Here is a 21,754-nt window from a genome sequence, read left to right on the forward strand (position 1 = left end):
CGAACAAGCCTCGCCATCGACAACGTGCGCCGCCAGGGACTCGAACCCCGGACCCGCTGATTAAGAGTCAGCTGCTCTAACCAACTGAGCTAGCGGCGCCTGCTGACGTCGTAGACCTTAGCACCCTGGTCGGCGGAGGGAAAAACCGAAATCCGCACGGCGGCGCGGGCGGCCCGCACGGCCGCCCAGAGCAGGATCTCGGGACCCGGCAGCCACGGCTGCCGGGTGTCCGGAGCCACCAGCCAGCGGGAGCCGGAACGGGCGGGCGGGCCCACCGGCGCCGGCACGGTCACCGCGTCCCCGGCGCCGTGGCACAGCAGCGGCGGCACCGCGCCCGCACGTCCGCCCGAGCGGCCCCGCGCACTCCACTCCTCCCACTCCAGCAGCGACGGCAGCCGCTGGGCCGTACCCGGCGCGGTGAACAGCAGCATCCGGCCCCGGTACTCCGCGACCGGGCCGGATCCCGGGCCCTCGTCCCACATCCGGTCCAGCATCCGGCGCCCGAAGACCGCCGGGGCGCTCACCACGTCGAACACGGAGCCGCAGGGCAGGACGACCGGGGCCGCGGGCCGCTCCTCCCAGAACGCGAGCGTGCCGCGGGGGTACGCGGTGGCCGAGGCCAGCCAGGCGGCCCCGTCGGCGGTGACGTCCGAGGCGTGGGGGGTGGCGTTGAGGGTGACGTCGCGTGTGCTGCTCATGCCGACTACATCTACCGGGCGTGAGGAGGCCACTCCGCTGGGTTGCGGGAAACCGGGACAGAAGGGCGGGGCGAGGAGTATCTTGCTCACCCGCTTGGCATATGCGGCGGGACTGGGCCCCGGCTAGTCGGGGGCGTCGCCGCCGCGCAGCAGGTCCCGGCCGAACTCCACCATCTTCTTGGCGTAGTCCTCGGTCCATTCGGCGCGTTCGGCGATGTCCGCGGTCGTCAGCCGGTCGAAGCGGCGCGGGTCGGCGAGCTGGGCCGCCGCCGTCGCCTGGTACTCCATCGCCCGGTCGGCCGCCGCGCGGAACGCCTGGGTCAGTTCGGTCGCCCGCTCCAGCAGGACCCGGGGGTCGTCGATCGACTCGAGGTCGAAGAAGTGTTCCGGGTCGGCGGACGCCTCCGCCGGCTCGAAGAGCAGGGGCGCGGGGCGTAGCCGCGGTTCGTTCCGACGCGGCGTGGGCTCCGCCATGTCTTCTCCTCCTCGTACGTCACGACGGCCCTCCCCGCACGGGCGGGGGCACCCCGGTGGAGTGGGCCACCGTCCATTGTCCCGCCCCGTGCAAGTAGGCGTCCGGCCCGGCGGGTGCCGGACCGGACGCGGGGTGGGACGGTGCCGCCGTGCGCCGTTCGCTAGCCGGCGTAGGTCTCGAACTCGGCGACCCGGGGCGAGCCGCTGGAGGCGGTGATCTCCAGGGTGATCTTCTTCAGCGAGGTCGCGGCGAAGCTGCTGACGCCCGCACCGCTGCCGGAGGCCAGGACCGAGCCGGTGTCGTGGTTGATGATCCGCCAGGAGCGGATGCCGCCCTCGGAGCCCGCCGCCTCGCGGATGACGGCCTTGGCGACGGTGGTGGCGGAGCCCCACTTCACGGAGACGGAGCCGGTGGCGCCGGCCGGGGACCAGTAGGTGCTCGCGTTGCCGTCACGGACGTTGCCGTAGCTGGTCCCGGCGGCCTTGGAGGAGCCGTCGGCGCCGGCCCCGAGGCTGAGGTTGGTCCCGGTGGGCGGGTCGGTGGGGTCGGGGTCGGTCGGGTCCGGGTCCGGGTCGGTGGGTCCCGGGTCGGTCGGGCCCGGGTCCGTCGGGTCCGGGTTCTGCGGCGTACAGCTGCCGTCCGACACCTTCAGGCCCTTGTTCGCGCCCGCCGTCTGGCTCACCACGCTCGGCACGCAGTTGGCCGCGTCCAGGCTGTAGGCGTACGGGATGCTGACGCTGGTGTTGGACTGCGGGTTCGGCCCGGCGGGGTTGGTGTCCCCGCTCCGCTCGGACCAGGTCACGTTGTCGAAGATGTTGCCGCTGACCTGCCAGTAGCCTGCCGCGTCGGTGTAGAAGGTGCCGAGGACGTCCTTGGAGTCCTCGAAGTAGTTGTTGTCGACCTTGGCCTTGGCGCCCGCCCGGGAGTTGATGCCCGACTCGTTGAGGCTCACGTAGTGGTTGTTGTAGACGTGGGCGATGCCGCCGCGCAGCAGGGGTGCGCGGGAGTCGATGTTCTCGTACTTGTTGTGGTGGAAGGTGACGAAGCCGTTCGAGACGTCGCTCTCGCTGGAGCCGATGAGGCCGCCGCGGCCGGAGTTGCGCAGGACGCTGTAGGAGAGGGTGACGTACTTGGTGTCGTCCTTCATGTCGAAGAGGCCGTCGTAGCCCTCCGACTCCCCGCCCGAGGCCTCCAGGGTGGTGTGGTCGACCCAGACGTTGCGGACACCGCTCTCCATGCCGATGGCGTCGCCGCCGTTGGAGGTGGGCGAGCCCGACTTCTTGACGTTCCGGACGGTCACGTTCTGGATGACGATGTTGCTGGACTCCCGGATGTGGATGCCCAGTTGGTCGAAGACCGCGCCACTGCCCACGCCGACGATCGTGACGTTGCTGATCTGCTTGAGTTCGATCACGCCGGCGGCAGTACTGCAACTGTCGCCGGAGACCTTTGCGGTGTTGCCGTGGTTGATGGTCCCCTCGACCTGGATGACGATCGGGGTGCTGCTGCTGGCGCGGCCGCACAGGGCCTGGTGGATCGCGGTGCCGGTGGTGGCCCGGACCGTCTGCCCGCCCGCACCGCCGGTCGTACCGCCGTTCTGCGTGGCGTAGCCGGTCGCACCGGTGGCGGCCGACGCCTCCTGGGGCATCGACAGAACCACGCCGGTCGCGGCGGCCACGGCCAGGGTGGCCAGCGCCGCGTTGAGTCGCAGGGTGACTGCTCGGCTCATCCTCGGTATCCCCAATCGCCTTCACATGCCGGAACGAACAGCCTGTCGTGATCACGTCAACACAGCAGGCGGGAAAGCGCTTTCTCGGCGTGAATATAGGGGTCCCTCCAGGGGCTGACAAGAGATCTGACGCGTTCACGCTGACAACCGCTGTACAGCCGGATGAACGCGAGGTGCACTCGGCATCCCGCGAGAGAGCCTCGATGTGCATGTCCGCGGATGCTGCGGTACGATCATCCTGCAAGGTCACAGGGGGTCAAACCCCGGCGACCGGCAGTGCGTTGGTGGTCCAAGGAAAGACGCCCCACTTCCCGTGGGGAAATGCAGGTGCAAGGCCTGCCCAGCGCTCCACGAGAAGCCCGGTCCCGCTCCAGCGGGACCGGGCTTCTTCCGTGTCGGCCGGATCAGGCCTGGACCACCGGCTCCCGGGTGAACAGCGCGCCCAGCTCCGGCGCGTTGACCCTGCGGTCGGCCAGGCGCAGGCCCTCCCAGACGGTGACCTGGTTGGCCGTGAGGACCGGCTTGCCCAGCTCCTTCTCCAGGGCCGGGATGTGCGCGGCCGTGTGCAGGGCGGTGTCCGGCAGGAGGACCGCCTCCGCGTCCGGGCGGTCGGCGGCGCGGGCCAGGGCCAGCACCTGAGCCTCGGTCCAGGTGCCGACCTCCGCCGCCGTGATGACGCCGGAGCCGACGACGTCGACCGCCTCGATGCCGGCGGCGCTCAGGAAGTCCGCGAAGAGCCGCGCCACGTCGTCGGGGTAGGTCGCCCCGATCGCCACCCGCCGCGCCCCGATCTCCCGCGCCGCGTGCATGAAGGCGAAGGAGGTGGAGGAGGCCGGGAGGCCCGCCGCCCGGGCCAGGGTGCGCACCTGCTCGTGGGCGCCCTCCCAGCCGTGCACGAAGCTCCCGCTGGTGCAGGCCCACACCACGGCGTCGGCACCGGCCAGCCGCAGCTCCGCCACGCCCGCCTCCAGGCGCTGCGGTGAGCCCATCTCCAGCAGCGCGTCCACCCGGTGCGCGTCCTCGCCGATGTCCGTGTGCACCAGGTCCACCCGGATGTCGCTGCCCAGGAGCTGCTCGATGCGTGGGTAGTCCTCCTCGCCGGAGTGGCCCGGGTACAGGAATCCCAGTGCTGTCATGTCCACCCTTCCTGCTGCTGTTCCGTGTCCGGGCCGTCGCCGACGCCCGGCATGTCCGCCACTGCGGGACCGGCCGGCCCCGGCACCACGGGACCGCTGCGCGCCGACGGGTCGGTCAGCGCCTGATACGGCCCCACGGCACGGGTACCCAGCCGGCGCAGTGCCGCCCACATCGTCACTTGGTTGGCCGAGATCACCGGGATGCGCAGCTCGGCCTCCAGCTGCGGGATCACGTCGTAGGTCGGCAGGTTGGTGCAGGAGATGAACAGGGCGTCGGCGGCCCCCGGGCGCGGCACCGCCCGGCGGGCCATGGCGGCCACGTCGCGGTAGGGGACCTTCCAGATGTGCCGGGTCAGCCCCATGAAGGCGCAGCCGGTGACGGTGACACCGGCCTCGGCGACGTACTCCTCCAGCGCCCGGGTCACCGACACGGTGTACGGCGTCACCAGCGCGACCCGGCGCACGCCCAGCTCGGCCAGCGCGTCCAGTAACGCGCCCGAAGTGGTCACGGACGGGACCGCGCCCGCCCAGGTCATCGCCTCGCACATGGCGCGCTCGCCGGCCATGCCGCCGACGAAGCTGCCCGAGGTGCAGGCGTAGGCGACGACCTCGGGGGTTATGGCGTTCAGGGTGCGCACCGCCTCGCCCAGCGTCTCGTGCTCGCTCACCAGCCGGGCCAGGTCCAGGCTGACCTCGACGGGCACGAAGGGGGTCCGCGTCATGTGCAGCGAGACCTCGTCGGGCACCCAGCGCCACAGTTCGCGGTCGAGCGCGAAGTCGAACGGGGCGACCACGCCGACCCCGCGTTGCGGAGCCGGTCCGCCGAGAAAGGAGATGTCCATGGCACGCACCGACCTCACGCTGAGAGAGGGGAGGACAACGCACCGTACGCACGGCCGTGTTGACGAAGGTAGGTTCCGGTGCGAGCGTGGTCAATCCGCCCGCGTCACTCGCAGGTCAACAGCCGGTTAACTCCTGCGTCCACCGCCCGAAAGCGCTCCCGCGCGCACGTCCCGGAGACAGCCTGCCGATGAGCACGCCCACCCTTCTCGTCCTGGACGCCGAGCCCCTCCCCCGGCTCGGCCGGCTGACCGGCCGGGCCCGGATCGAGCACACCGACGAGGCGCACCTCGCCGCTCGGCTGCCGTTCGCCGACGTGCTGCTGGTCTGGGACTTCGCCTCGCACGCCGTGCGCCGGGCCTGGCCGGGCGACGGCCCGCGTCCACGCTGGGTGCACACGGCGAGCGCGGGCGTGGACCACCTGATGTGCCCCGAACTGGCCGCGTCGGACACGGTGGTGACCAACGCGCGCGGTGTCTTCGACCAGCCGATCGCCGAGTACGTCGCCGCGCTCGTCCTGGCGATGGCCAAGGACCTGCCGACGACGCTGCGGTTGCAGGGCGAACGGACCTGGCGGCACCGCGAGTCGCTGCGGGTGGCCGGGACGCGGGCGTGCGTGGTCGGCTCGGGGCCGATCGGCCGGGCGATCGCGCGGACGCTCAAGGCGCTCGGCGTCACGACCGCGCTGGTCGGCCGCACCGCCCGCACCGGTGTCCACGGACCGGAGGACCTGGACCGGCTGCTGGCCCGCGCCGACTGGGTGGTGGCGGCGGCGCCCCTCACGGACGACACCCGCGGCATGTTCGACGCCCGGCGGTTCGGGGTCATGCAGCCCTCCGCGCGGTTCGTGAACGTGGGCCGGGGCCAGCTGGTCGTCGAGGACGACCTGGCCGCCGCGCTGACCGGGCGCTGGATCGCGGGCGCCGCCCTGGACGTGCTGAGCCACGAGCCGCCGGCGGCCGACAGTCCGCTCTGGGAGGTCCCCGACCTGATCGTCTCGCCGCACATGAGCGGGGACACGGTCGGCTGGCGGGACGAACTGGGGGCCCAGTTCGTGGAGTTGTTCGAGAGCTGGGCGGCCGGCGGGCCGCTTTCGAACGTGGTCGACAAGAAGCGTGGATACGTGCCCGGACACTGACGTTCCTGGAAGCGGAGGGTGCATGACCGACCTCACCGAGCTGACCGCGGTCCAGCTCCTCGACGGTTACCGCAGGGGTGGGTTCAGCCCGGTCGAGGTGGCCCGGGCGGTCCTGGAGCGGGCCGAGCGGATCCAGCCGGCCGTCAACGCGTTCGTCCGGCTGACCGGCGAGGAGGCGCTCGACGCGGCCCGGCGGTCCGAGGAGCGGTGGCTGCGCGGGGAGCCGTGCGGGCGGCTGGACGGCGTGCCGGTGACGGTGAAGGACATCCTGCTGATGCGCGGGCACCCGACGCTGCGCGGCTCCCGGGCCGTCTCCCCGCAGGGGCCGTGGGACGAGGACGCGCCCTCGGTCGCCCGGTTGCGCGAGCACGGCGCCGTGTTCGTGGGCAAGACGACGACGCCCGAGTACGGCTGGAAGGGCGTCACCGACTCGCCCCTGTCGGGTGTCACCCGCAACCCGCACGACCCCGCGCGCACCGCGGGTGGTTCCAGCGGGGGCGCGGCGGCGGCCGTGGCGCTGGGCGCGGGGCCGCTGGCGCTCGGCACGGACGGCGGGGGCAGTGTGCGCATCCCGGCGTCCTTCTGCGGCGTCTTCGGCCTGAAACCGACGTACGGCCGGGTGCCGCTCTATCCGGCGAGCGCCTTCGGCACCCTCGCGCACGTCGGTCCGATGACCCGGGACGCGGCGGACGCGGCGCTGATGCTGGACGTCGTCGGCGTCCCGGACGCCCGGGACTGGTCGGCGCTGGGCCCGGCGCCGGGCTCGTACTCCGAGGCCCTGGCGGGCGGGGTGCGGGGCCTGCGGGTGGCGTACTCGCCCACGCTCGGCGGGCAGGTGGCGGTGCGCCCGGCGGTGGCGACGGCGGTGCGGCGCGGGGTGGAGCGGCTGGCGGAGCTGGGCGCGTACGTGACGGAGGCGGACCCGGACTTCGCGGACCCGGTGGAGGCCTTCCACACGCTGTGGTTCAGCGGGGCGGCGCGCGTGGTGCAGCACCTGCGGGCGGGGCAGCGGGAGGTGCTCGACCCGGGGCTGCGGGAGATCGTCGGCGCGGGCGCGCGGTACTCGGCGCTGGAGTACCTGGCCGCGGTGGACGTCCGGATGGAGCTGGGCCGGCGGATGGGCCGGTTCCACGAGGCGTACGACCTGCTGGTCACGCCGACGCTGCCGATCACGGCGTTCGAGGCGGGCGTCGAGGTGCCCAAGGGCTCGGGGCACCGTCGGTGGACCGGCTGGACGCCCTTCACCCACCCGTTCAACCTGACCCAGCAGCCGGCGGCGACCGTGCCGGTCGGCAGCGACGGGGACGGCCTGCCGATCGGCCTCCAGCTCGTGGCGGCCCGCCACCGGGACGACCTGGTCCTGCGGGCCGCGCACGCGCTGTACGGAACGGGCACCGGGTCCGCGGCGGTGGGGTAGGCCGGGGCGGCCCTAGGCCCGCCGGAAGCTGAGCGTCTCCCCCGCCGCTCCCGTGCGCCAGAGGTCGTTGCAGGCCTCGGCCATCGCGTCCAGGCCTACGGTGATCCGGCCCCAGACGGTGCCGGGGACCCAGCCGACGTCGCCGTTGAGCAGCAGGTTGTTGCGCTCGTAGAAGAGGGCGAGGTCGACGAGGGTGGTGTCCGGCCGCACCTCGCGGTCGTAGCCGTACGCCTTGGTGCCCAACTCGGCGCCCGCGAAGGCGAAATAGCACAGGTCGCCCGGAATGGGCGTCACGGTCGGATTCTCCAGCGGTGGTTCGGATGCCGCGAAGGGCGGGAAGAGGGCGTAGATCTCGTTGCGCGCGTATTTGGCGTGGTACACGTCGCCGCCGAGGGGGAGCGCGTTCCAGACGGCCGCGCAGGTGAGCGGGGCCCGGTCGTCGAGCAGTTGGGCCGTGCACGTGATTCCGCGTGTGACCAGCGAGACTTCGATGTAGCGATCAGCCATGCCCTCCATGGCAGTGCCCGGCGCGGCCCCGGTCAAGGGTGCCGTGCCGTCGTACCGGACCGAAAAACATCGGCATAGGACGGCCGGGTTCGGGTAGCTGCGCGCCCATGGCTCCACCACACAGAACCCCTCCATGGGGTATATCCGTCCCACGGTCCGGGTCAGCCGGGCCCACTCGCCGGTCGCTGCTCGCGGGGGTCGCGGCGCTCGGCGCACTGGGAGCCGCCGGCTGCTCCCGGGTGGCCACCGCCTCCGACGTGGAGGGCGGTGACCTCCTCGACCGGCTCAGGGCGCAGGGCGTGGCCCGGCTCGGCATCGCGGGCGAGGTTCCCTTCGGGTACATCGACCGGAACGGTGAGCTGACCGGCGAGGCGCCGGAACTGGCGAAGGTCATCTTCAAGCGGCTCGGGGTGGACCGGGTGCAGCCCGTGCCGACGGAGTTCGGCTCCCTCATCCCGGGGCTGGCGTCGCAGCAGTTCGACGTCGTCGCGGCGGGGATGTACATCAACCCGGACCGCTGCGCGCAGGTCATCTTCTCCGACCCGGACTACCAGATGCTCGACTCCTTCATCGTGCGCAGGGGCAACCCCCTGGACCTGCACGACTACAAGGACGTCGTGGCGAAGAAGGCCAAGTTCGCGACGGGCACCGGCTACGCCGAGATCGCCTACGCGGTGGAGGCCGGGTACAAGGAGAGCGACATCCTCATCGTCCCCGACCAGGTCGCCGGCCTGAACGCCGTCGAGGCCGGGCGGGTGGACGTGTTCGCGGGTACGGCGCTGACCGTCCGCGAGGTGGTCAAGAAGTCCGGGAAGACCGAGGCGACGCAGGCCTTCCAGCCGATCGTCGACGGGAAGCCGCACACCGACGGTGGTGGTTTCGCCTTCCGCCCGACCGAGACCAACCTGCGGGACGCCTTCAACGTCGAGCTGCAGAAGCTCAAGAAGAGCGGCGAGCTGCTCCGCATCCTCAAGCCCTTCGGTTTCACCGAGGACGAGATGACGGATCTGACCGCGAAGGAGCTGTGCGGCGGATGACCTCCGGACTGTGGGAACTGGTACTCCAGGGCGTCTGGGTCACGGTCCAGCTGCTCTTCTTCAGCTCGCTGCTGGCGACGGCCGTCTCCTTCGTGGTCGGCGTCGGGCGCACCCACCGGCTGTGGATCGTCCGCTTCCTGGCGGGCTTCTACACCGAGGTGTTCCGCGGCACCTCCGCGCTGGTGATGATCTTCTGGGTCTTCTTCGTGCTGCCGCCGGCCTTCGGCTGGCAGCTGGTGCCGATGTGGGCGGGCACCCTGGCGCTGGGCCTGACCTACGGGGCGTACGGCTCCGAGATCGTGCGCGGCGCGCTCGCCGCGGTCGACCCGGCGCAGAAGGAGGGCGGCATCGCGCTCAGCTTCACGCCCTGGCAGCGGATGCGGCTGATCCTGCTGCCGCAGGCGGTGCCGGAGATGATCCCGCCCTTCTCCAACCTGCTGATCGAGCTGCTCAAGGGCACCGCGCTGGTGTCGGTCATGGGCATGGGCGACCTGGCCTTCAGCGGCAACCTGGTGCGCCTGGCGCTCCAGGAGAGCGCGGAGATCTACACGTACATCCTGCTGATCTACTTCGTGATCGCGTTCCTGCTGACCCGGGTGATGCGCGGTCTGGAGAAGAAGCTGAAGGCGGGCGTCGGCAAGGCGGCACCCGAGCGGAAGGCCGCCGCCGCCGAGCCGGCCGGGATCGGGGGTGTCCGATGAACTGGGACTGGAGCGCGGTCTCCGACTTCATGCCGCACTTCTGGGACGGGCTGCTGGTCACCCTGCAGATCCTGGTCCTCGGCTCGCTGGTCTCCTTCGTGCTGGGCCTGGTGTGGGCGCTGCTGATGCGGGTGCCGAGCCGCTTCGTGACCTGGCCGGTCGGCGTGGTGACCGAGTTCGTGCGGAACACCCCGCTGCTGGTGCAGCTGTTCTTCCTCTTCTACGTGCTGCCCGAGTGGGGGGTGACCGCTTCGGCGCTCACCACCGGCGTGCTCGCCATCGGCCTGCACTACTCGACGTACACGATGCAGGTCTACCGGGCCGGCATCGAGGCGGTGCCGGTCGGCCAGTGGGAGGCCGCGACGGCGCTGAACCTGCCGGTGGGGCGGACCTGGACGGCCGTGATCCTGCCGCAGGCGATCCGCCGGGTGGTCCCCGCCCTCGGCAACTACGTGATCTCCATGCTGAAGGACACGCCGCTGCTGATGGCGATCACGGTGCTGGAGATGCTCGGCGAGGCACGGCTGTTCTCGCAGCAGAACTTCCAGTTCACCGAGCCCCTGACGGTGATCGGCGTGGCCTTCATCGTCATCTCCTACCTGGCCTCCCTTGCCCTGCGAGCCCTGGAGCGACGCCTTGCCCACTGACACCCTCCCCCATCCCGAGAAGAGCCCCGAGCGCAGCTCCGGCGAGCTGATACGCCTGGAGCAGGTGACCAAGCGGTTCGGGGACAACACCGTCCTGGACCACCTGGACTTCTCTGTCGACGCCGGCAAGCACGTCACCCTGATCGGCCCCTCCGGGTCGGGCAAGACGACGATCCTCAGGCTGCTGATGACGCTGCTCAAGCCCGACGAGGGCACGATCACCGTGGACGGGCAGAAGCTCTTCCCGGCGAGCGAGAAGGAGCGGCGGGAGGTCCGCAAGCAGATCGGGATGGTCTTCCAGCAGTTCAACCTGTTCCCGAACATGAGCGTGCTGCGCAACATCACCGAGGCGCCGGTCACGGTCCTCGGCCTGTCCAAGGACGAGGCGGTGGAGCGGGCCAAGGGCCTGCTCGACATGGTGGGCCTGGCCGACAAGTGCGACGCGCGCCCGGCCCAGCTCTCCGGCGGCCAGCAGCAGCGGGTGGCGATCGCCCGGGCGCTGGCGATGCGGCCCAAGGTGCTCCTCCTCGACGAGGTGACCTCCGCGCTCGACCCGGAGCTGGTCGCGGGCGTCCTCGACCTGCTGCGGGACATCGCCCGCAGCACCGACATCACCATGCTCTGCGTGACCCACGAGATGAACTTCGCCCGGGACATCTCGGACCAGGTCCTGATGTTCGACTCCGGCCGGGTCATCGAGTCCGGCCCGCCGGAGAAGATCTTCAGCGAGCCGGAGCACGACCGGACCCGGGAGTTCCTCAGCGCGGTGCTGTGACCCCACGGCGCTCCCGCCCCAACGCCCGAGGTCGGGGCGTTGGGGCTTTCCCGTGGCATGTGCCGGCGGGCCGGTGTCCTGGTCGAGGACGGTGGAAATGGGCCAACACCCCCTCGCTACCGGCCTCTTGGCGGCTATCGTGGAGGGGATCCACTGTCCGGATCGGGGGGCAGGGGCCAACGAGCTAGCGCAGGGGGAGACCACCGTGGCGCTGCAGCACCAGCCGACCGCGCCGCTCCACTCGGCCCAGGACGCCCTGCGCGTCCTGGAGACGGTGGCGCGGTACACCGCCGGAGTCACCGACATCCAACTCGCCCGCGACACCGGGCTCGACCGGGAGCGGCTGGCCGTCCTCCTGCGCATGCTGCGCCGCGAGAGCTACGTCGAGCAGACCACCGACGGCTCGTACGTCACCGGAGAGGCCCTGGACCGCCTGGGCGCCGCCCGCGGCCGCGAGGAGGCCGTGCGCGAGCAGCTCCAGCGCACCCTGGACCGGCTGCGCGACTCGGTGGGCGCCGCCGTCTACATCAGCCGCTACGTGGACGGCGAGGTCAGCGTCACCCAGTACGCCGACGGCCCGGCCACGCCCAAGGTGAACGAGTGGGTGGACTTCCGCGTCTCGGCGCACGCCACCGCGGTCGGCAAGAGCCTGCTCACCCAGCTGGACCACGCCGGGCGCCGCGACCACCTGGCCCGGCACAAGATGGCCCGCCTGACCTCGCGCACCATCACCAGCGACAAGCTGCTGCTGTCGCGGCTGGAGTCCCAGCCGCCCACCGTCCCGGTCCTCGACCTCCAGGAGTACGCGGTGGGCACGGTCTGCGCGGCCGTCCCGATCACGGCCGGTTCCGCCGTGGGCTGCCTCGCGCTGTCCCTCCCGGTCGAGCACGCCCACCGGCTGCGCCGTGCCGCCGACGAGCTGAACCGCAACGCCGCGGGGGTGCTGCTCTCGCTGGCGATCTAGCCCGTGGGGCGGCCGGTCCGGGGATGGTCGGGAGCACCCCCGGGGACCAGGTAGTATTTTCGTCGTCGCCGACCGCGGAAAGCGGAAGGCGGGAGTCATGCGCCGCTAGCTCAGTTGGTTAGAGCAGCTGACTCTTAATCAGCGGGTCCGGGGTTCGAGTCCCTGGCGGCGCACCTAAGGAAGGCCCCCTCGCCCAGGCGAGGGGGCCTTCCGCGTTGCCGGATCGTGCCGGACCGGCTCGGTCAGAAGGTCACGTCCGAGCACGCGTAGAACGCGTTGGCCGTGTCGGCGACCGTCCACACCGCGACGATCACGTGGCGCCCGCTCAGCCCGGACGGCAGCGTGCCGCTGTGGGAGAGGGTGGCCGGCGGCTGCTTGCCGCCGTAGGGCACCGTGAAGAACGGCGTGAGGTTGAGGTCGGACCGGGACAGGTTGTGGTTCTGGTTCCAGCCCGGCTTGGTGACGTAGTACCGGAAGTCGGTCGTGGCGTGCCGCGCGGTGAACTGCCAGCGGAAGCTGTAGCTCTGCCCGCCGTTCACCTTCGTGGCCGGCCACGCCTGACCGTTGGGCTGCTTGGGACTGTCGAGCGGGGCGAAGGGGCCGTTGCCCGCGGAACATATCTTGCCGTCGGCCGGCCCGCCCGCCGGGAACCCCTTGGGGCCCTCGACGCTCTGCGGCTCCCACTGGATGGAGCCACAGCCGCTGACGGTGCCGTTCTGGCACACCTTCTGCCGGCTGACCGGGAGGTCGGTGTACCCGTGGCCACTGGCGCCGCCCGACGAGAGCACTAGGGCTCCGGTGGTCGCCATGCCCACCGCGGCTGCGTACAACTTGGTCCTGGTGCGCATACTGCTGCTCCTGTGACGTGGGGGAGGATCAGTGAGCCTTGCAGGTCTAGACCAAGTCTCAGATTATGACCGCGAGTTGAACATGTCCATACCAATCGCGGAACCTGCTCGACAGCCGGTTCCCGGCCGCTTCAGGGCCGCGTGTCCCCCCGACCGGCGCAGAACGCCACCGTCAGGTCCTTCACCAGCGCCTTCCGCTCGTAGTCGTCCAGTTCGACCAGTCCCCGCACGGTGAGCCGGGTCACCGTGTCCTCCACCGAGTCCACGACCGAGGTGAGCACGCTCGCCCGCTGCGCCGCGTCCAGGGCCGCGATCCGGCGCCGGTGCATCGCGGCGGCGACCTCGGGGGCGTACTCCACCCGGACCGGCCGCACCGAGAAGACCTCCAGCCCGACCGGCGCCGCGTCCGCGGCCACCAGCCGGGTCAGCGTCTCGCCCGCCACGTCGGCCGCGCCGCGGACCGTGCCGAGCGGCTCCACCGGGACCCTGGCCAGCGCCGCCTCGACGCACTCCCGCAGATACGTCTCGTGGTCCTCGACGCCCAGCGTGGCCCGCGCGGTGTCCCGCACCTTCCACACCACCAGCGTCACGACCCTGAGCGCGACCCCGTTGCCGTCGGCCGCGGGCATCGGCTCGCTGCGCCAGTGCCGCAGCCGGACGTCGACCCGGCGCCGCAGCAGCAGCGGGTTGACCCACATCAGGCCGGTGCGCCGGACGGTCCCCCGGTAGCGGCCGAACAGGCCGAGCACCCAGGCCCGTCCGGTCCGGCCGCGGGCGAGCCCGCCGAAACCGAAGAGCCCCAGCGCCCCGCCGGCCGCGTACGCCGCCCACTGCGCGGGCCCGAGCCCGGCACCCGCGTACGCCGGCAGCGCCAGCGCCTCCGCCGCGAGCGGCGGGACGACCCCCGCCCACCAGGTGGTGACCCCGCAGCCCGCCGCCCCGCAGACCCCGGCGGCCACGCCCGCCGCACCGGGCAGCACCCGGGCCGGACGCTCCGTCAGCTCCGGATCGACGCTCGCCACCGGGCGCGGCCGCGCGGCGACGGGGCGCCGCGCCCCCGGCTGCTCCCCCCTGCCCTGCCGGCGGGCGACCACCGCGGGCCGCAACGCCACCGGCTCCGGATCGGGGTCGTCGCGGAACAGCAGGTGGACGGGGATCTCGGTGGTGGCCTCGTTGTGGATGAGCCGGGCGGGCCGGTGGCCGGTCTCCGCGGGCATCCCTTCGGCGGTCGGGGGCCCCGGGGGAGCCGACGGCCTGATGTCCGGGTTCGTGGAAGAGGTCGTACTCATGCGTGCTCCAGCCTCCGCGCCAGATGCGTCATGAACGGGTGATCATCGCGGGCGGACGGTCAGGAGAAGAGCCGCCGCCAGGTCTCCGGACCCGGGTAACCGTCCGCCGCCCCACCGCGCCACCCCTGGGCGCGCTGGAAGGCCTCGACTGCCCGCCGGTCCGCCTCGCCCCAGCGCGGTCCCGGTCCGGTCGTGTAGTGCCGGCCGAACCCCTTGGCCACCAGCTGCCTGCCGAGCCGGGTGACGTACGGGTTCTCGGCGCCCGGGCGGAACATCGCCCGGCCCGGATAGCCGGCCACCCCGTGCGAGGCGGGGCCGGCCGACGGGGCTCCGACGTCCTTGCCCCCGCCGGAGGTCAGCAGCCGCCAGGTGCCCGGGCCGGGCAGCCCGTCGGCGTCCCCGCCCCGCCAGCCCTGGGCGAGCTGGAACGCCTCGGTCGCCCTGCGGTCCGCCTCCGACCAGCGCGGCCCGGGCCCGGAGGTGTAGAAGCGGCCGGCACCACGGGCCGCGAGCATCCGGCCCAGCTCGGTGACGTGCCCGTTGTTCGCGCCGGGACCGAAGGCGGCCGCCCCCGGGTAGGCGGTGGCGGCCGGCGCCCCGCTCGCGGCGCTCGCCGTGACCCCCTTGTAGCGGTAGGGCAGGTACTTGGCCGAGTTGCTCCAGTAGGCGTAGGGCGTGGCGAGCTTCCGGGCGTGCGGCGGGGTCTGCTCGTAGGCCGTGTAGGCGGTGCGCGTGGAGTCCGTCCAGCCGCCGAAGATCACCACGTGGGAGCCTTTCTGCGGGTCCGCCGCGTTGTGGAAGAGCAGGATGTCACCGGGCTGGAGTTCTTCCTTGGTGATGCGGTCGGCGAACGTGCCGAGGCTCCCGGTCCATTCGTTCGTGGGCAGCTTCCAGGCCATCGAGACGTAGCCCGAGCAGTCCTGCCGGTAACCGTCGGACCAGTAGGCGGTCATGCTGTAGGGCACCTTCGCGGTGACCCAAGTCTTGGCCCGTTCGATGATCTCCGTACGGGTGATCGCGGCCGGTTCGGCGCCGGCCGGGGGGACCGCCGGCGTACCGGTCGGGCCGTGCAGCGGAGCCCTCGGGCCCTGCGGCGTGTCGGGCTCCTCACCTGCGAGGACACCCGGCAGGTGGGAGGCGTGGACGCTGGTAGGGGCCGCCGCGGCCTGACCTGCGCCCAGGGCGCCGGTGGCGGCGGCCGTGGCCACGATCAGCGTGCGGTGGGCGGCCGGAAGGGCCGGGGCGCGGCCGGCGGGGGAACGCGGCGGCACCCGGCGCCGGTGGCGGCAGCCGGGACAGTCGCAGTCGCGCGCGGGATCGACGTCCTCGAATACGGGAGTCTCCATGCGATTCCCCTCACACTCCCGGTGACAGTGTCCGCGGCGGTGCACTTCGGTACATGTCGGTCAGTTTCTCAACTGACCCCGCTGTGCGCATGTTGACGGTCCGAATGATGTACCCGGCCCCGGGCACGCCCCGCGGGCCGCCTTCCGGGCGGTCCGGAGCACCGGCCGGCATCGGGTAGAGTTGTGCAGGTCAGCAGGCGCCGCTAGCTCAGTTGGTTAGAGCAGCTGACTCTTAATCAGCGGGTCCGGGGTTCGAGTCCCTGGCGGCGCACCGACGGCCGAAGGCCCCTCGTAGCACACGGGGGGCCTTCGGCGTACCCGGACCGCGAGCATCTTGCGATCATGACGAACGGCGTAGAACCCTGGTCCGCTTGGGAGCCGGATGCCGCGGGGGGCATCATGCAACCGGTGGTCGCCATTCCATGTCTATATAAGGTGTGGATGCCGTGGTGACAGCGACCCACCACTGTGACGTCCGTGAAGGTCGAGGGGGACCGGGGCGGGCGAAGGAAGCGACGAAACACGCGTGACCCGCGTGTGGGGGGATGACTCATGACGTCGACGCCGACGGGCGCCGGGCAGGACCACGACCCGTCCCAGACCACGCAGCTCAGGGTGCCAGCGCATCGGACCTGGAACACCGGCTCGTTCCGGCGGATCAGGAAGACCCTGCCGAGGTACGACTACGAGCACTACAGCCGGCTCGCGGGCCCCCTCACCCAGCCCGACCCGCACAAGCCGTACAAGGTGCAGTACCGCTCGCTGATCTCGCAGGAGCCGCACCGCCTGCGGGTGGCGCTGATGCTGGCCGCGGCCCCGCTGCTGTCGGTGGTGCTGCTGGTCTGGCTGCTCCAGCCCTCGCACTGGACCGAACGCGACTACCCGGCCTTCGACTGGCTGCCCACGCTCGACATCGTGATGCTCGTGGCGATCGGCCTGATCGAGCTGTTCCGCTGCCTGAACGTACTCTCGAACGCGCACGCGACCCTGGTCGCCCGGGACCCGGTCCCGGTGGTGCCCGAGACCGGCACCCGGGTCGCCTTCCTCACCTCCTTCGTGCCCGGCAAGGAGCCGCTGGAGATGGTGACGAAGACCCTGGAGGCGGCCGTGAAGATCCGCCACCGCGGCCTGATGCACGTCTGGCTCCTCGACGAGGGCGACGACCCCGAGGTGAAGGCCGTCTGCGCGCGCCTGGGCGTGCACCACTTCTCCCGCAAGGGCGTCGCGAAGTGGAACATGCCCAAGGGCCCGCACCGCGCCAAGACCAAGCACGGCAACTACAACGCCTGGCTCGAGGCGCACGGCGACGACTACGACTTCTTCGCCTCGGTCGACACCGACCACGTGCCGCTGCCCAACTACCTGGAGCGGATGCTCGGCTTCTTCCGCGACCCGGACGTCGGCTTCGTCATCGGCCCGCAGGTCTACGGCAACTACGACAACCCGATCACCAAGGCCGCCGAGTCGCAGCAGTTCCTCTTCCACGCGCTGATCCAGCGCGCGGGCAACCGCTACGGCTCCCCCATGTTCGTGGGCACCTCCAACGCGGTGCGCATCAGGGCGCTGAAGCAGATCGGCGGCCTGTACGACTCGATCACCGAGGACATGGCGACCGGCTTCGAGATCCACCGCCACAAGAACCCGGCCACCGGCCGCAAGTGGCGCTCGGTCTACACCCCGGACGTGCTCGCCGTCGGCGAGGGCCCGAACGCCTGGACGGACTTCTTCACCCAGCAGATGCGCTGGTCGCGAGGGACCTACGAGACGATCCTCAAGCAGTACTGGAAGGGCTGGTACTCGCTCCCGCCGAGCAAGCTCTTCAACTACACGATGATGATCATCTTCTACCCGATGTCGGCCCTGAACTGGATCCTGGCGGCGCTGAGCTGCTGCCTGTTCCTGGGCCTGGGCGCCTCGGGCGTCAACATCGACCCGGCGGTCTGGCTGATGCTCTACGGCAACGCCTCCGCCCTCCAGATCGGCCTGTACGTCTGGAACCGCCGCCACAACGTCTCGCCGCACGAGCCGGAGGGCTCCGGCGGTGTGGCCGGCATGGTGATGTCCGCGCTGTCGGCGCCGCTGTACGCGAAGGCGCTCATCGACTCGGTGCTGCGACGCAAGAGCAAGTTCGTGGTGACGCCGAAGGGCGACTCGGCCAGCCCGGACACGTGGTTCGGGACCTTCCGGTACCACTGGTACTTCATCGCGATCTTCGCGGGCTCGATCACGGCCGGCTTCGTCTTCGGGCACGCGCACCCCGCGATGATCGTCTGGGCGACGTTCGCGATGCTGATCACGGCGTCGCCGATGTTCGCCTGGCGCCACGAGCTGCGGAAGGCGAAGAAGCGGCCGCCGGCCGTGGCGGCGGAGCCCGCGCCGTGGGTCCCGTCGCAGCAGTCGGCGTCCATGGACCCGGCGCCCGCTCAGGCGTACGCGCCGCACGCGCCGCAGCAGAAGCCCAGCTGGGCGGCCCCCGCCGACGGGGGCAACGACCAGACCATGCAGATCGCCCTTGGTGGACTTGGGGGACGTAAGGAATGAAAGACCGTGCCGGCCGCCGCCGCGCCCGTCGCTTCGCGATAGGTACGGCGGTGGTAGTCGCGCTGGCCGGGATGAACGGACCGTGGCTCTACCGCTTCGGAACCGAGAAATACCACCAGTACAAGATCAACCAGCCGGAGTACAAGGCCGCCAACGGCAAGTGGGAGATCATCGAGTTTCCCGAGAAGTACCGGCAGAACACCATCCACGCGGCGCTGCTGCGCACCGGCAAGGTGCTGCTCGTCGCGGGGTCGGGCAACAACCAGGACAACTTCGACGCGAAGAAGTTCGACACCCGGATCTGGGACCCGGTCAAGGGCTCCATCAAGACGGTGCCGACGCCGACCGACCTGTTCTGCACCGGCCACACCCAGCTCGCCAACGGCAACCTGCTGATCGCGGGCGGTACCAAGCGGTACGAGAAGCTCAAGGGTGACGTCACCAAGGCCGGCGGCCTGATGATCGTCCACAACGAGAACCCGGACAAGCCGATCACCCTGCCGGCGGGCACCAAGTTCACCGGCAAGGAGAACGGCAGGACGTTCGTCTCCAAGGACCCCGTGCTGGTGCCCCGCGCCGAGAAGGTCTTCGACCCGCAGACCGGCGCGTTCGTGCGCAACGACCCGGGCCTGGGCCGGATCTACGTCGAGGCGCAGAAGAGCGGCGCGAAGTACGAGACGGGCACCGAGGACAACTACCGCGTCCAGGGCCTGTCGGGCACCGACGCGCGCAACACGTACGGCATCGCGCAGAAACTCGCCCTGGACAAGAAGGACTTCCAGGGCATCCGCGATGCCTTCGAGTTCGACCCGGTCGCCGAGAAGTACATCAAGGTCGACCCGATGCACGAGGCCCGCTGGTACCCGACGCTCACCACCCTGAGCGACGGGAAGATCCTCAGCGTCTCCGGCCTCGACGGCATCGGCCAGCTGGTGCCGGGCAAGAACGAGGTCTACGACCCCGAGACGAAGAAGTGGACCTACACCGACAAGGTCCGCCAGTTCCCGACGTACCCGGCGCTGTTCCTGATGCAGAACGGCAAGGTCTTCTACTCGGGCGCCAACGCCGGGTACGGCCCCGACGACGTGGGCCGTGACCCGGGCGTCTGGGACGTGGAGACCAACAAGTTCACCAAGATCCCCGGCATGAGCGACGCGAACATGCTGGAGACCGCCAACTCGGTGCTGCTGCCGCCGGCGCAGGACGAGAAGTACATGGTGATCGGCGGTGGCGGGGTCGGTGAGTCCCGGCTGTCCAGCGAGAAGACCCGGATCGTCGACCTGAAGGCGGACGACCCGAGGTTCGTGGACGGGCCGTCGATGGAGAAGGGCACGCGCTACCCGCAGGCCTCGGTCCTGCCGGACGACAGCGTGCTGGTCTCCGGCGGCTCGGAGGACTACCGGGGGCGCGGCGACTCCAACGTCCTTGAGGCGCGGCTCTACCACCCGGAGAGCAACGCGTTCGAGCGGGTGGCCGATCCGCTGGTCGGCCGCAACTACCACTCGGGCTCGATCCTGCTGCCCGACGGGCGCCTGATGTTCTTCGGGTCGGACTCGCTCTACGCCGACAAGGCCAACACCAAGCCGGGCGAGTTCGAGCAGCGCATCGAGATCTACACGCCGCCCTATCTGTACCGGGACTCGCGGCCGGACCTCTCGGGCGGCCCGCAGACCATCGAGCGCGGGGAGTCGGGCACGTTCACCTCGCGGTCGGCGTCGACGGTGAAGAAGGTGCGGCTGATCCGGCCGAGCGCCTCGACGCACGTCACGGACGTGGACCAGCGGTCGATCGCGCTGGACTTCGAGGCGGACGGTCAGAAGCTCACGGTGACGGTGCCGGAGAACAAGAACCTCGTCCAGTCCGGGTGGTACATGATGTTCGTGACGGACGGGCAGGGCACGCCGTCCAAGGCACAGTGGGTGAAGGTGCCGTAGCCGTGCCGCCGGGTGCGGGAGCGCCGTGGCCGGTCGGTCAGGCGGCTGATCCGCCCGCGTTGCGGATCAGCCGCTGGAGCACCTTCACCGTGGTGACGTAGTCCGCGTCGTCGATGCCCTCGTGGAGGGCGGCTCGGATCGCGGGGGCGTTGCGCGCGAGGTCCACGCGGGCCCGCTCACCGGCCTCGGTGAGCCACAGGCGGTCCTCGGCGTCCCGGGCCGCCGGCCGCGTTCCAGGAGCACCGCGGCCTCCGCCGCCAGATCGTCCTCGGGCCGGAGGTAGGAGGCCATGGCCTGCCTCAGCTCGGACGGCGTCATCCCCGCACCGTCCGGCGAGATGTCGTTCCCGGACAGGTTGCGCAGCAGCCGGAACTGAGGCTGGGTGTAGCCCTTTTCGGCCTGCCGGGCCCGGGTGTACGCGATGAGCGCCTCGTAGGCGACACCGGTCCAGCACGCGGCGGGCTGTCCGGCGAGTTCGGCGTCGCTGGTCTGCTGGGTCGACATGGTCCCCTCCTGGCGCTTCGGTGCGGAGCCTGCACGCCGGCAGGTCCTGCGAGGACCGTAGAACCTCAAGCGCGGTCGAGGGCAAGCGGCTGACCAGGCCCCTGGGGCGTCCGCATCTGATCAGTGCCGCCGGTGCGTCTACCCTTGCGCCAGTTTCAAGGCGTAGTCGGACCACCACTCGCCGGCCTTCGGGCCGCCCTTGCACTCGCCGTCCGACTCCCCGGGGCGCTTGACCCACAGGTAGGCGTCCACGAGGGGGTCGGCCGTCTTCGTCGTCGGGGTCTCGCCCAGGGCGCGGCCGGGCGGGTTGCACCAGCGTTCGTCGGGGGCGCCCTCGGTGTAGGGGCCGTTGCCGTTGCGGCTGGTGTCGATGACGAAGTGCTTGCCGCCGACCTTGGCGGCGAGCTGCTTGCCGTAGGCGATGGAGTCCTCGGTGGTGTAGAAGTTCGACACGTTGACCGAGAAGCCGTCGGCCTGGTCGATGCCCGCCCACTTCAGCGGCTCGAAGATCTGGTCGGGGTGACCCCAGCCGGCGTTGCCCGCGTCCAGGTAGACCTTGGTGTTCTTCAGCCCGCCGAGCTTGGCGACGGCGCCCTTGAGGAGGTCGTAGCGCTCCTCGTGGAACTCCTCCGGCGTACAGCCGTCGACCAGGTGCAGCACCGCGTCCGGTTCCAGGATCACCGTGGCGGAGCGGTCGCCGATGCCCCGGGCGACGCCGTCGATGAAGGCGCGGTAGGCGTCGCCGTCGGCGGCGCCGCCGCCGGAGTACTGGCCGCAGTCGCGGTGCGGGATGTTGTAGAGCACGAGCAGCGCGGTGCGCCCGGCCTCGTCGGCGGCCTCGGTGAAGCCCCGGGCCTGTTCCTCGGGGTTCTCGGGGCTGATCCACTCGCCGGTCGGCTGCTGGGCGATCTTGCGGATCTGCTCGGCCTGGTCCTTCTTGTCGGACTGCTCCAGGGCCGCCAGCTGCTGGGCGGCGTTGCCGTCCGGGTTGACCCAGAACGGGCCGTCCTCCTCGGGCCGCTGCGTTATGCCCGCGCCCGCGTTCTTGTCCTTGCTCTCGTCCCCGCCGTCCCCGGACGAGGAGCAGCCCGCGAGCAGCAGTGCCGCCCCCAGCACCGCCGCGGACGCGCGCCTCGTGGACAGCGTCGCGGCCCCCCTGCTGCCGTACATCCAACCCCCCTGGTGCCTGTTCCGAGGCTCAATCCTGACATACGCCTCCGGCACCCAG

19 protein-coding genes, 3 tRNA genes and 1 pseudogene are annotated in these 21,754 nt (G+C 71.2%); 11 read left to right on the plus strand and 12 right to left on the minus strand.

Translation table 11 applies throughout. The features are described from left to right. Positions 1-25: 25 nt before the first annotated feature. From ACZ6EG_RS04800 to ACZ6EG_RS04825, 6 genes are all read right to left on the minus strand, one after another. A tRNA-Lys gene (locus tag ACZ6EG_RS04800) sits at positions 26-99 on the minus strand. Then, positions 90-698: a bifunctional DNA primase/polymerase gene (locus tag ACZ6EG_RS04805; RefSeq protein ID WP_469601515.1), complete on the minus strand. Its 609-nt coding sequence runs from the start codon at positions 696-698 to the stop codon at positions 90-92. Before ACZ6EG_RS04805 ends, ACZ6EG_RS04800 begins: the two co-directional genes overlap by 10 nt. Before the next feature lie 123 nt (positions 699-821). After that, positions 822-1,172 carry a hypothetical protein gene (locus tag ACZ6EG_RS04810; RefSeq protein WP_356603750.1) on the minus strand — a complete coding sequence of 117 codons (351 nt, stop codon included), beginning with the start codon at positions 1,170-1,172 and terminating at the stop codon, positions 822-824. 161 nt (positions 1,173-1,333) lie between these two features. After that, the gene (locus ACZ6EG_RS04815) at positions 1,334-2,902 is read right to left on the minus strand and encodes a pectate lyase family protein (protein ID WP_469601519.1); all 1,569 of its coding nucleotides are present in this window, start codon (positions 2,900-2,902) and stop codon (positions 1,334-1,336) included. A gap of 404 nt (positions 2,903-3,306) precedes the next feature. Further along, the gene (locus ACZ6EG_RS04820) at positions 3,307-4,038 is read right to left on the minus strand and encodes a maleate cis-trans isomerase family protein (RefSeq protein ID WP_391968150.1); all 732 of its coding nucleotides are present in this window, start codon (positions 4,036-4,038) and stop codon (positions 3,307-3,309) included. Next, positions 4,035-4,880, minus strand: a complete 846-nt coding sequence (locus ACZ6EG_RS04825; protein WP_469601524.1) for a maleate cis-trans isomerase family protein — start codon at positions 4,878-4,880, stop codon at positions 4,035-4,037. The genes ACZ6EG_RS04820 and ACZ6EG_RS04825 overlap by 4 nt, the downstream gene beginning before the upstream one ends. Positions 4,881-5,068: 188 nt before the next feature. On the opposite strand from ACZ6EG_RS04825, the gene ACZ6EG_RS04830 reads away from it, so the two are divergent. Continuing rightward, complete coding sequence (locus tag ACZ6EG_RS04830; protein ID WP_391968152.1) at positions 5,069-6,016, plus strand: D-2-hydroxyacid dehydrogenase; 948 nt, start codon at positions 5,069-5,071, stop codon at positions 6,014-6,016. A gap of 22 nt (positions 6,017-6,038) precedes the next feature. Then, on the plus strand, positions 6,039-7,433 hold the full coding sequence (locus ACZ6EG_RS04835) for an amidase (RefSeq protein WP_469601527.1): 1,395 nt from the start codon (positions 6,039-6,041) through the stop codon (positions 7,431-7,433). 12 nt (positions 7,434-7,445) lie between these two features. On the opposite strand, the gene ACZ6EG_RS04840 is transcribed toward ACZ6EG_RS04835, so the two are convergent. Then, positions 7,446-7,940, minus strand: coding sequence for a DUF3830 family protein (locus ACZ6EG_RS04840; protein WP_391968154.1), 495 nt, complete (start codon positions 7,938-7,940; stop codon positions 7,446-7,448). A 107-nt stretch (positions 7,941-8,047) separates the two neighbouring features. Here ACZ6EG_RS04840 and ehuB point away from each other — a divergent pair, with 107 nt between their 5' ends. The 6 genes from ehuB (at position 8,048) to ACZ6EG_RS04870 (ending at position 12,237) form a co-directional block, all read left to right on the plus strand. After that, entirely contained in the window at positions 8,048-8,977 is a 930-nt protein-coding gene (ehuB, locus tag ACZ6EG_RS04845) for an ectoine/hydroxyectoine ABC transporter substrate-binding protein EhuB (protein ID WP_391968155.1), read from the plus strand. Continuing rightward, complete coding sequence (gene ehuC, locus ACZ6EG_RS04850) at positions 8,974-9,678, plus strand: ectoine/hydroxyectoine ABC transporter permease subunit EhuC (protein WP_391968156.1); 705 nt, start codon at positions 8,974-8,976, stop codon at positions 9,676-9,678. The genes ehuB and ehuC overlap by 4 nt, the downstream gene beginning before the upstream one ends. Then, positions 9,675-10,325: an ectoine/hydroxyectoine ABC transporter permease subunit EhuD gene (gene ehuD / locus ACZ6EG_RS04855; RefSeq protein WP_384688957.1), complete on the plus strand. Its 651-nt coding sequence runs from the start codon at positions 9,675-9,677 to the stop codon at positions 10,323-10,325. Before ehuC ends, ehuD begins: the two co-directional genes overlap by 4 nt. Next, the gene (ehuA, locus tag ACZ6EG_RS04860; RefSeq protein ID WP_361010951.1) at positions 10,315-11,100 is read left to right on the plus strand and encodes an ectoine/hydroxyectoine ABC transporter ATP-binding protein EhuA; all 786 of its coding nucleotides are present in this window, start codon (positions 10,315-10,317) and stop codon (positions 11,098-11,100) included. Before ehuD ends, ehuA begins: the two co-directional genes overlap by 11 nt. 205 nt (positions 11,101-11,305) lie before the next feature. Continuing rightward, positions 11,306-12,064, plus strand: a complete 759-nt coding sequence (locus ACZ6EG_RS04865) for an IclR family transcriptional regulator (protein ID WP_356603771.1) — start codon at positions 11,306-11,308, stop codon at positions 12,062-12,064. A gap of 99 nt (positions 12,065-12,163) precedes the next feature. Beyond that, a tRNA-Lys gene (locus ACZ6EG_RS04870) sits at positions 12,164-12,237 on the plus strand. Positions 12,238-12,306: 69 nt separating this feature from the next. On the opposite strand, the gene ACZ6EG_RS04875 is transcribed toward ACZ6EG_RS04870, so the two are convergent. The 3 genes from ACZ6EG_RS04875 to ACZ6EG_RS04885 all read right to left on the minus strand — a co-directional run bounded on the left by ACZ6EG_RS04875 (position 12,307) and on the right by ACZ6EG_RS04885 (position 15,547). Continuing rightward, positions 12,307-12,912 (minus strand): lytic polysaccharide monooxygenase auxiliary activity family 9 protein, encoded by a 606-nt coding sequence (locus tag ACZ6EG_RS04875; protein WP_391968157.1) that lies wholly within the window; start codon positions 12,910-12,912, stop codon positions 12,307-12,309. A gap of 131 nt (positions 12,913-13,043) precedes the next feature. Next, positions 13,044-14,201, minus strand: coding sequence for an SPFH domain-containing protein (locus ACZ6EG_RS04880; protein ID WP_391968158.1), 1,158 nt, complete (start codon positions 14,199-14,201; stop codon positions 13,044-13,046). A 59-nt stretch (positions 14,202-14,260) separates the two neighbouring features. Then, entirely contained in the window at positions 14,261-15,547 is a 1,287-nt protein-coding gene (locus tag ACZ6EG_RS04885) for a peptidoglycan-binding protein (protein ID WP_391968159.1), read from the minus strand. A gap of 197 nt (positions 15,548-15,744) precedes the next feature. Here ACZ6EG_RS04885 and ACZ6EG_RS04890 point away from each other — a divergent pair. From ACZ6EG_RS04890 to glxA, 3 genes are all read left to right on the plus strand, one after another. Next, a tRNA-Lys gene (locus tag ACZ6EG_RS04890) sits at positions 15,745-15,818 on the plus strand. Positions 15,819-16,099: 281 nt separating this feature from the next. Next, positions 16,100-18,088: a glycosyltransferase family 2 protein gene (locus ACZ6EG_RS04895; protein ID WP_469601541.1), complete on the plus strand. Its 1,989-nt coding sequence runs from the start codon at positions 16,100-16,102 to the stop codon at positions 18,086-18,088. Further along, on the plus strand, positions 18,085-20,022 hold the full coding sequence (glxA, locus tag ACZ6EG_RS04900) for a radical copper oxidase GlxA (RefSeq protein WP_469601544.1): 1,938 nt from the start codon (positions 18,085-18,087) through the stop codon (positions 20,020-20,022). Before ACZ6EG_RS04895 ends, glxA begins: the two co-directional genes overlap by 4 nt. A 37-nt stretch (positions 20,023-20,059) precedes the next feature. On the opposite strand, the pseudogene ACZ6EG_RS04905 reads toward glxA, so the two are convergent. Beyond that, positions 20,060-20,526 (minus strand): annotated as a pseudogene (locus ACZ6EG_RS04905) (MarR family transcriptional regulator). Positions 20,527-20,664: 138 nt separating this feature from the next. Then, on the minus strand, positions 20,665-21,696 hold the full coding sequence (locus tag ACZ6EG_RS04910) for a glycoside hydrolase family 6 protein (RefSeq protein WP_391968162.1): 1,032 nt from the start codon (positions 21,694-21,696) through the stop codon (positions 20,665-20,667). Positions 21,697-21,754 lie beyond the last annotated feature (58 nt).

It is taken from the genome of Streptomyces sp. NPDC041968 (assembly GCF_055589025.1).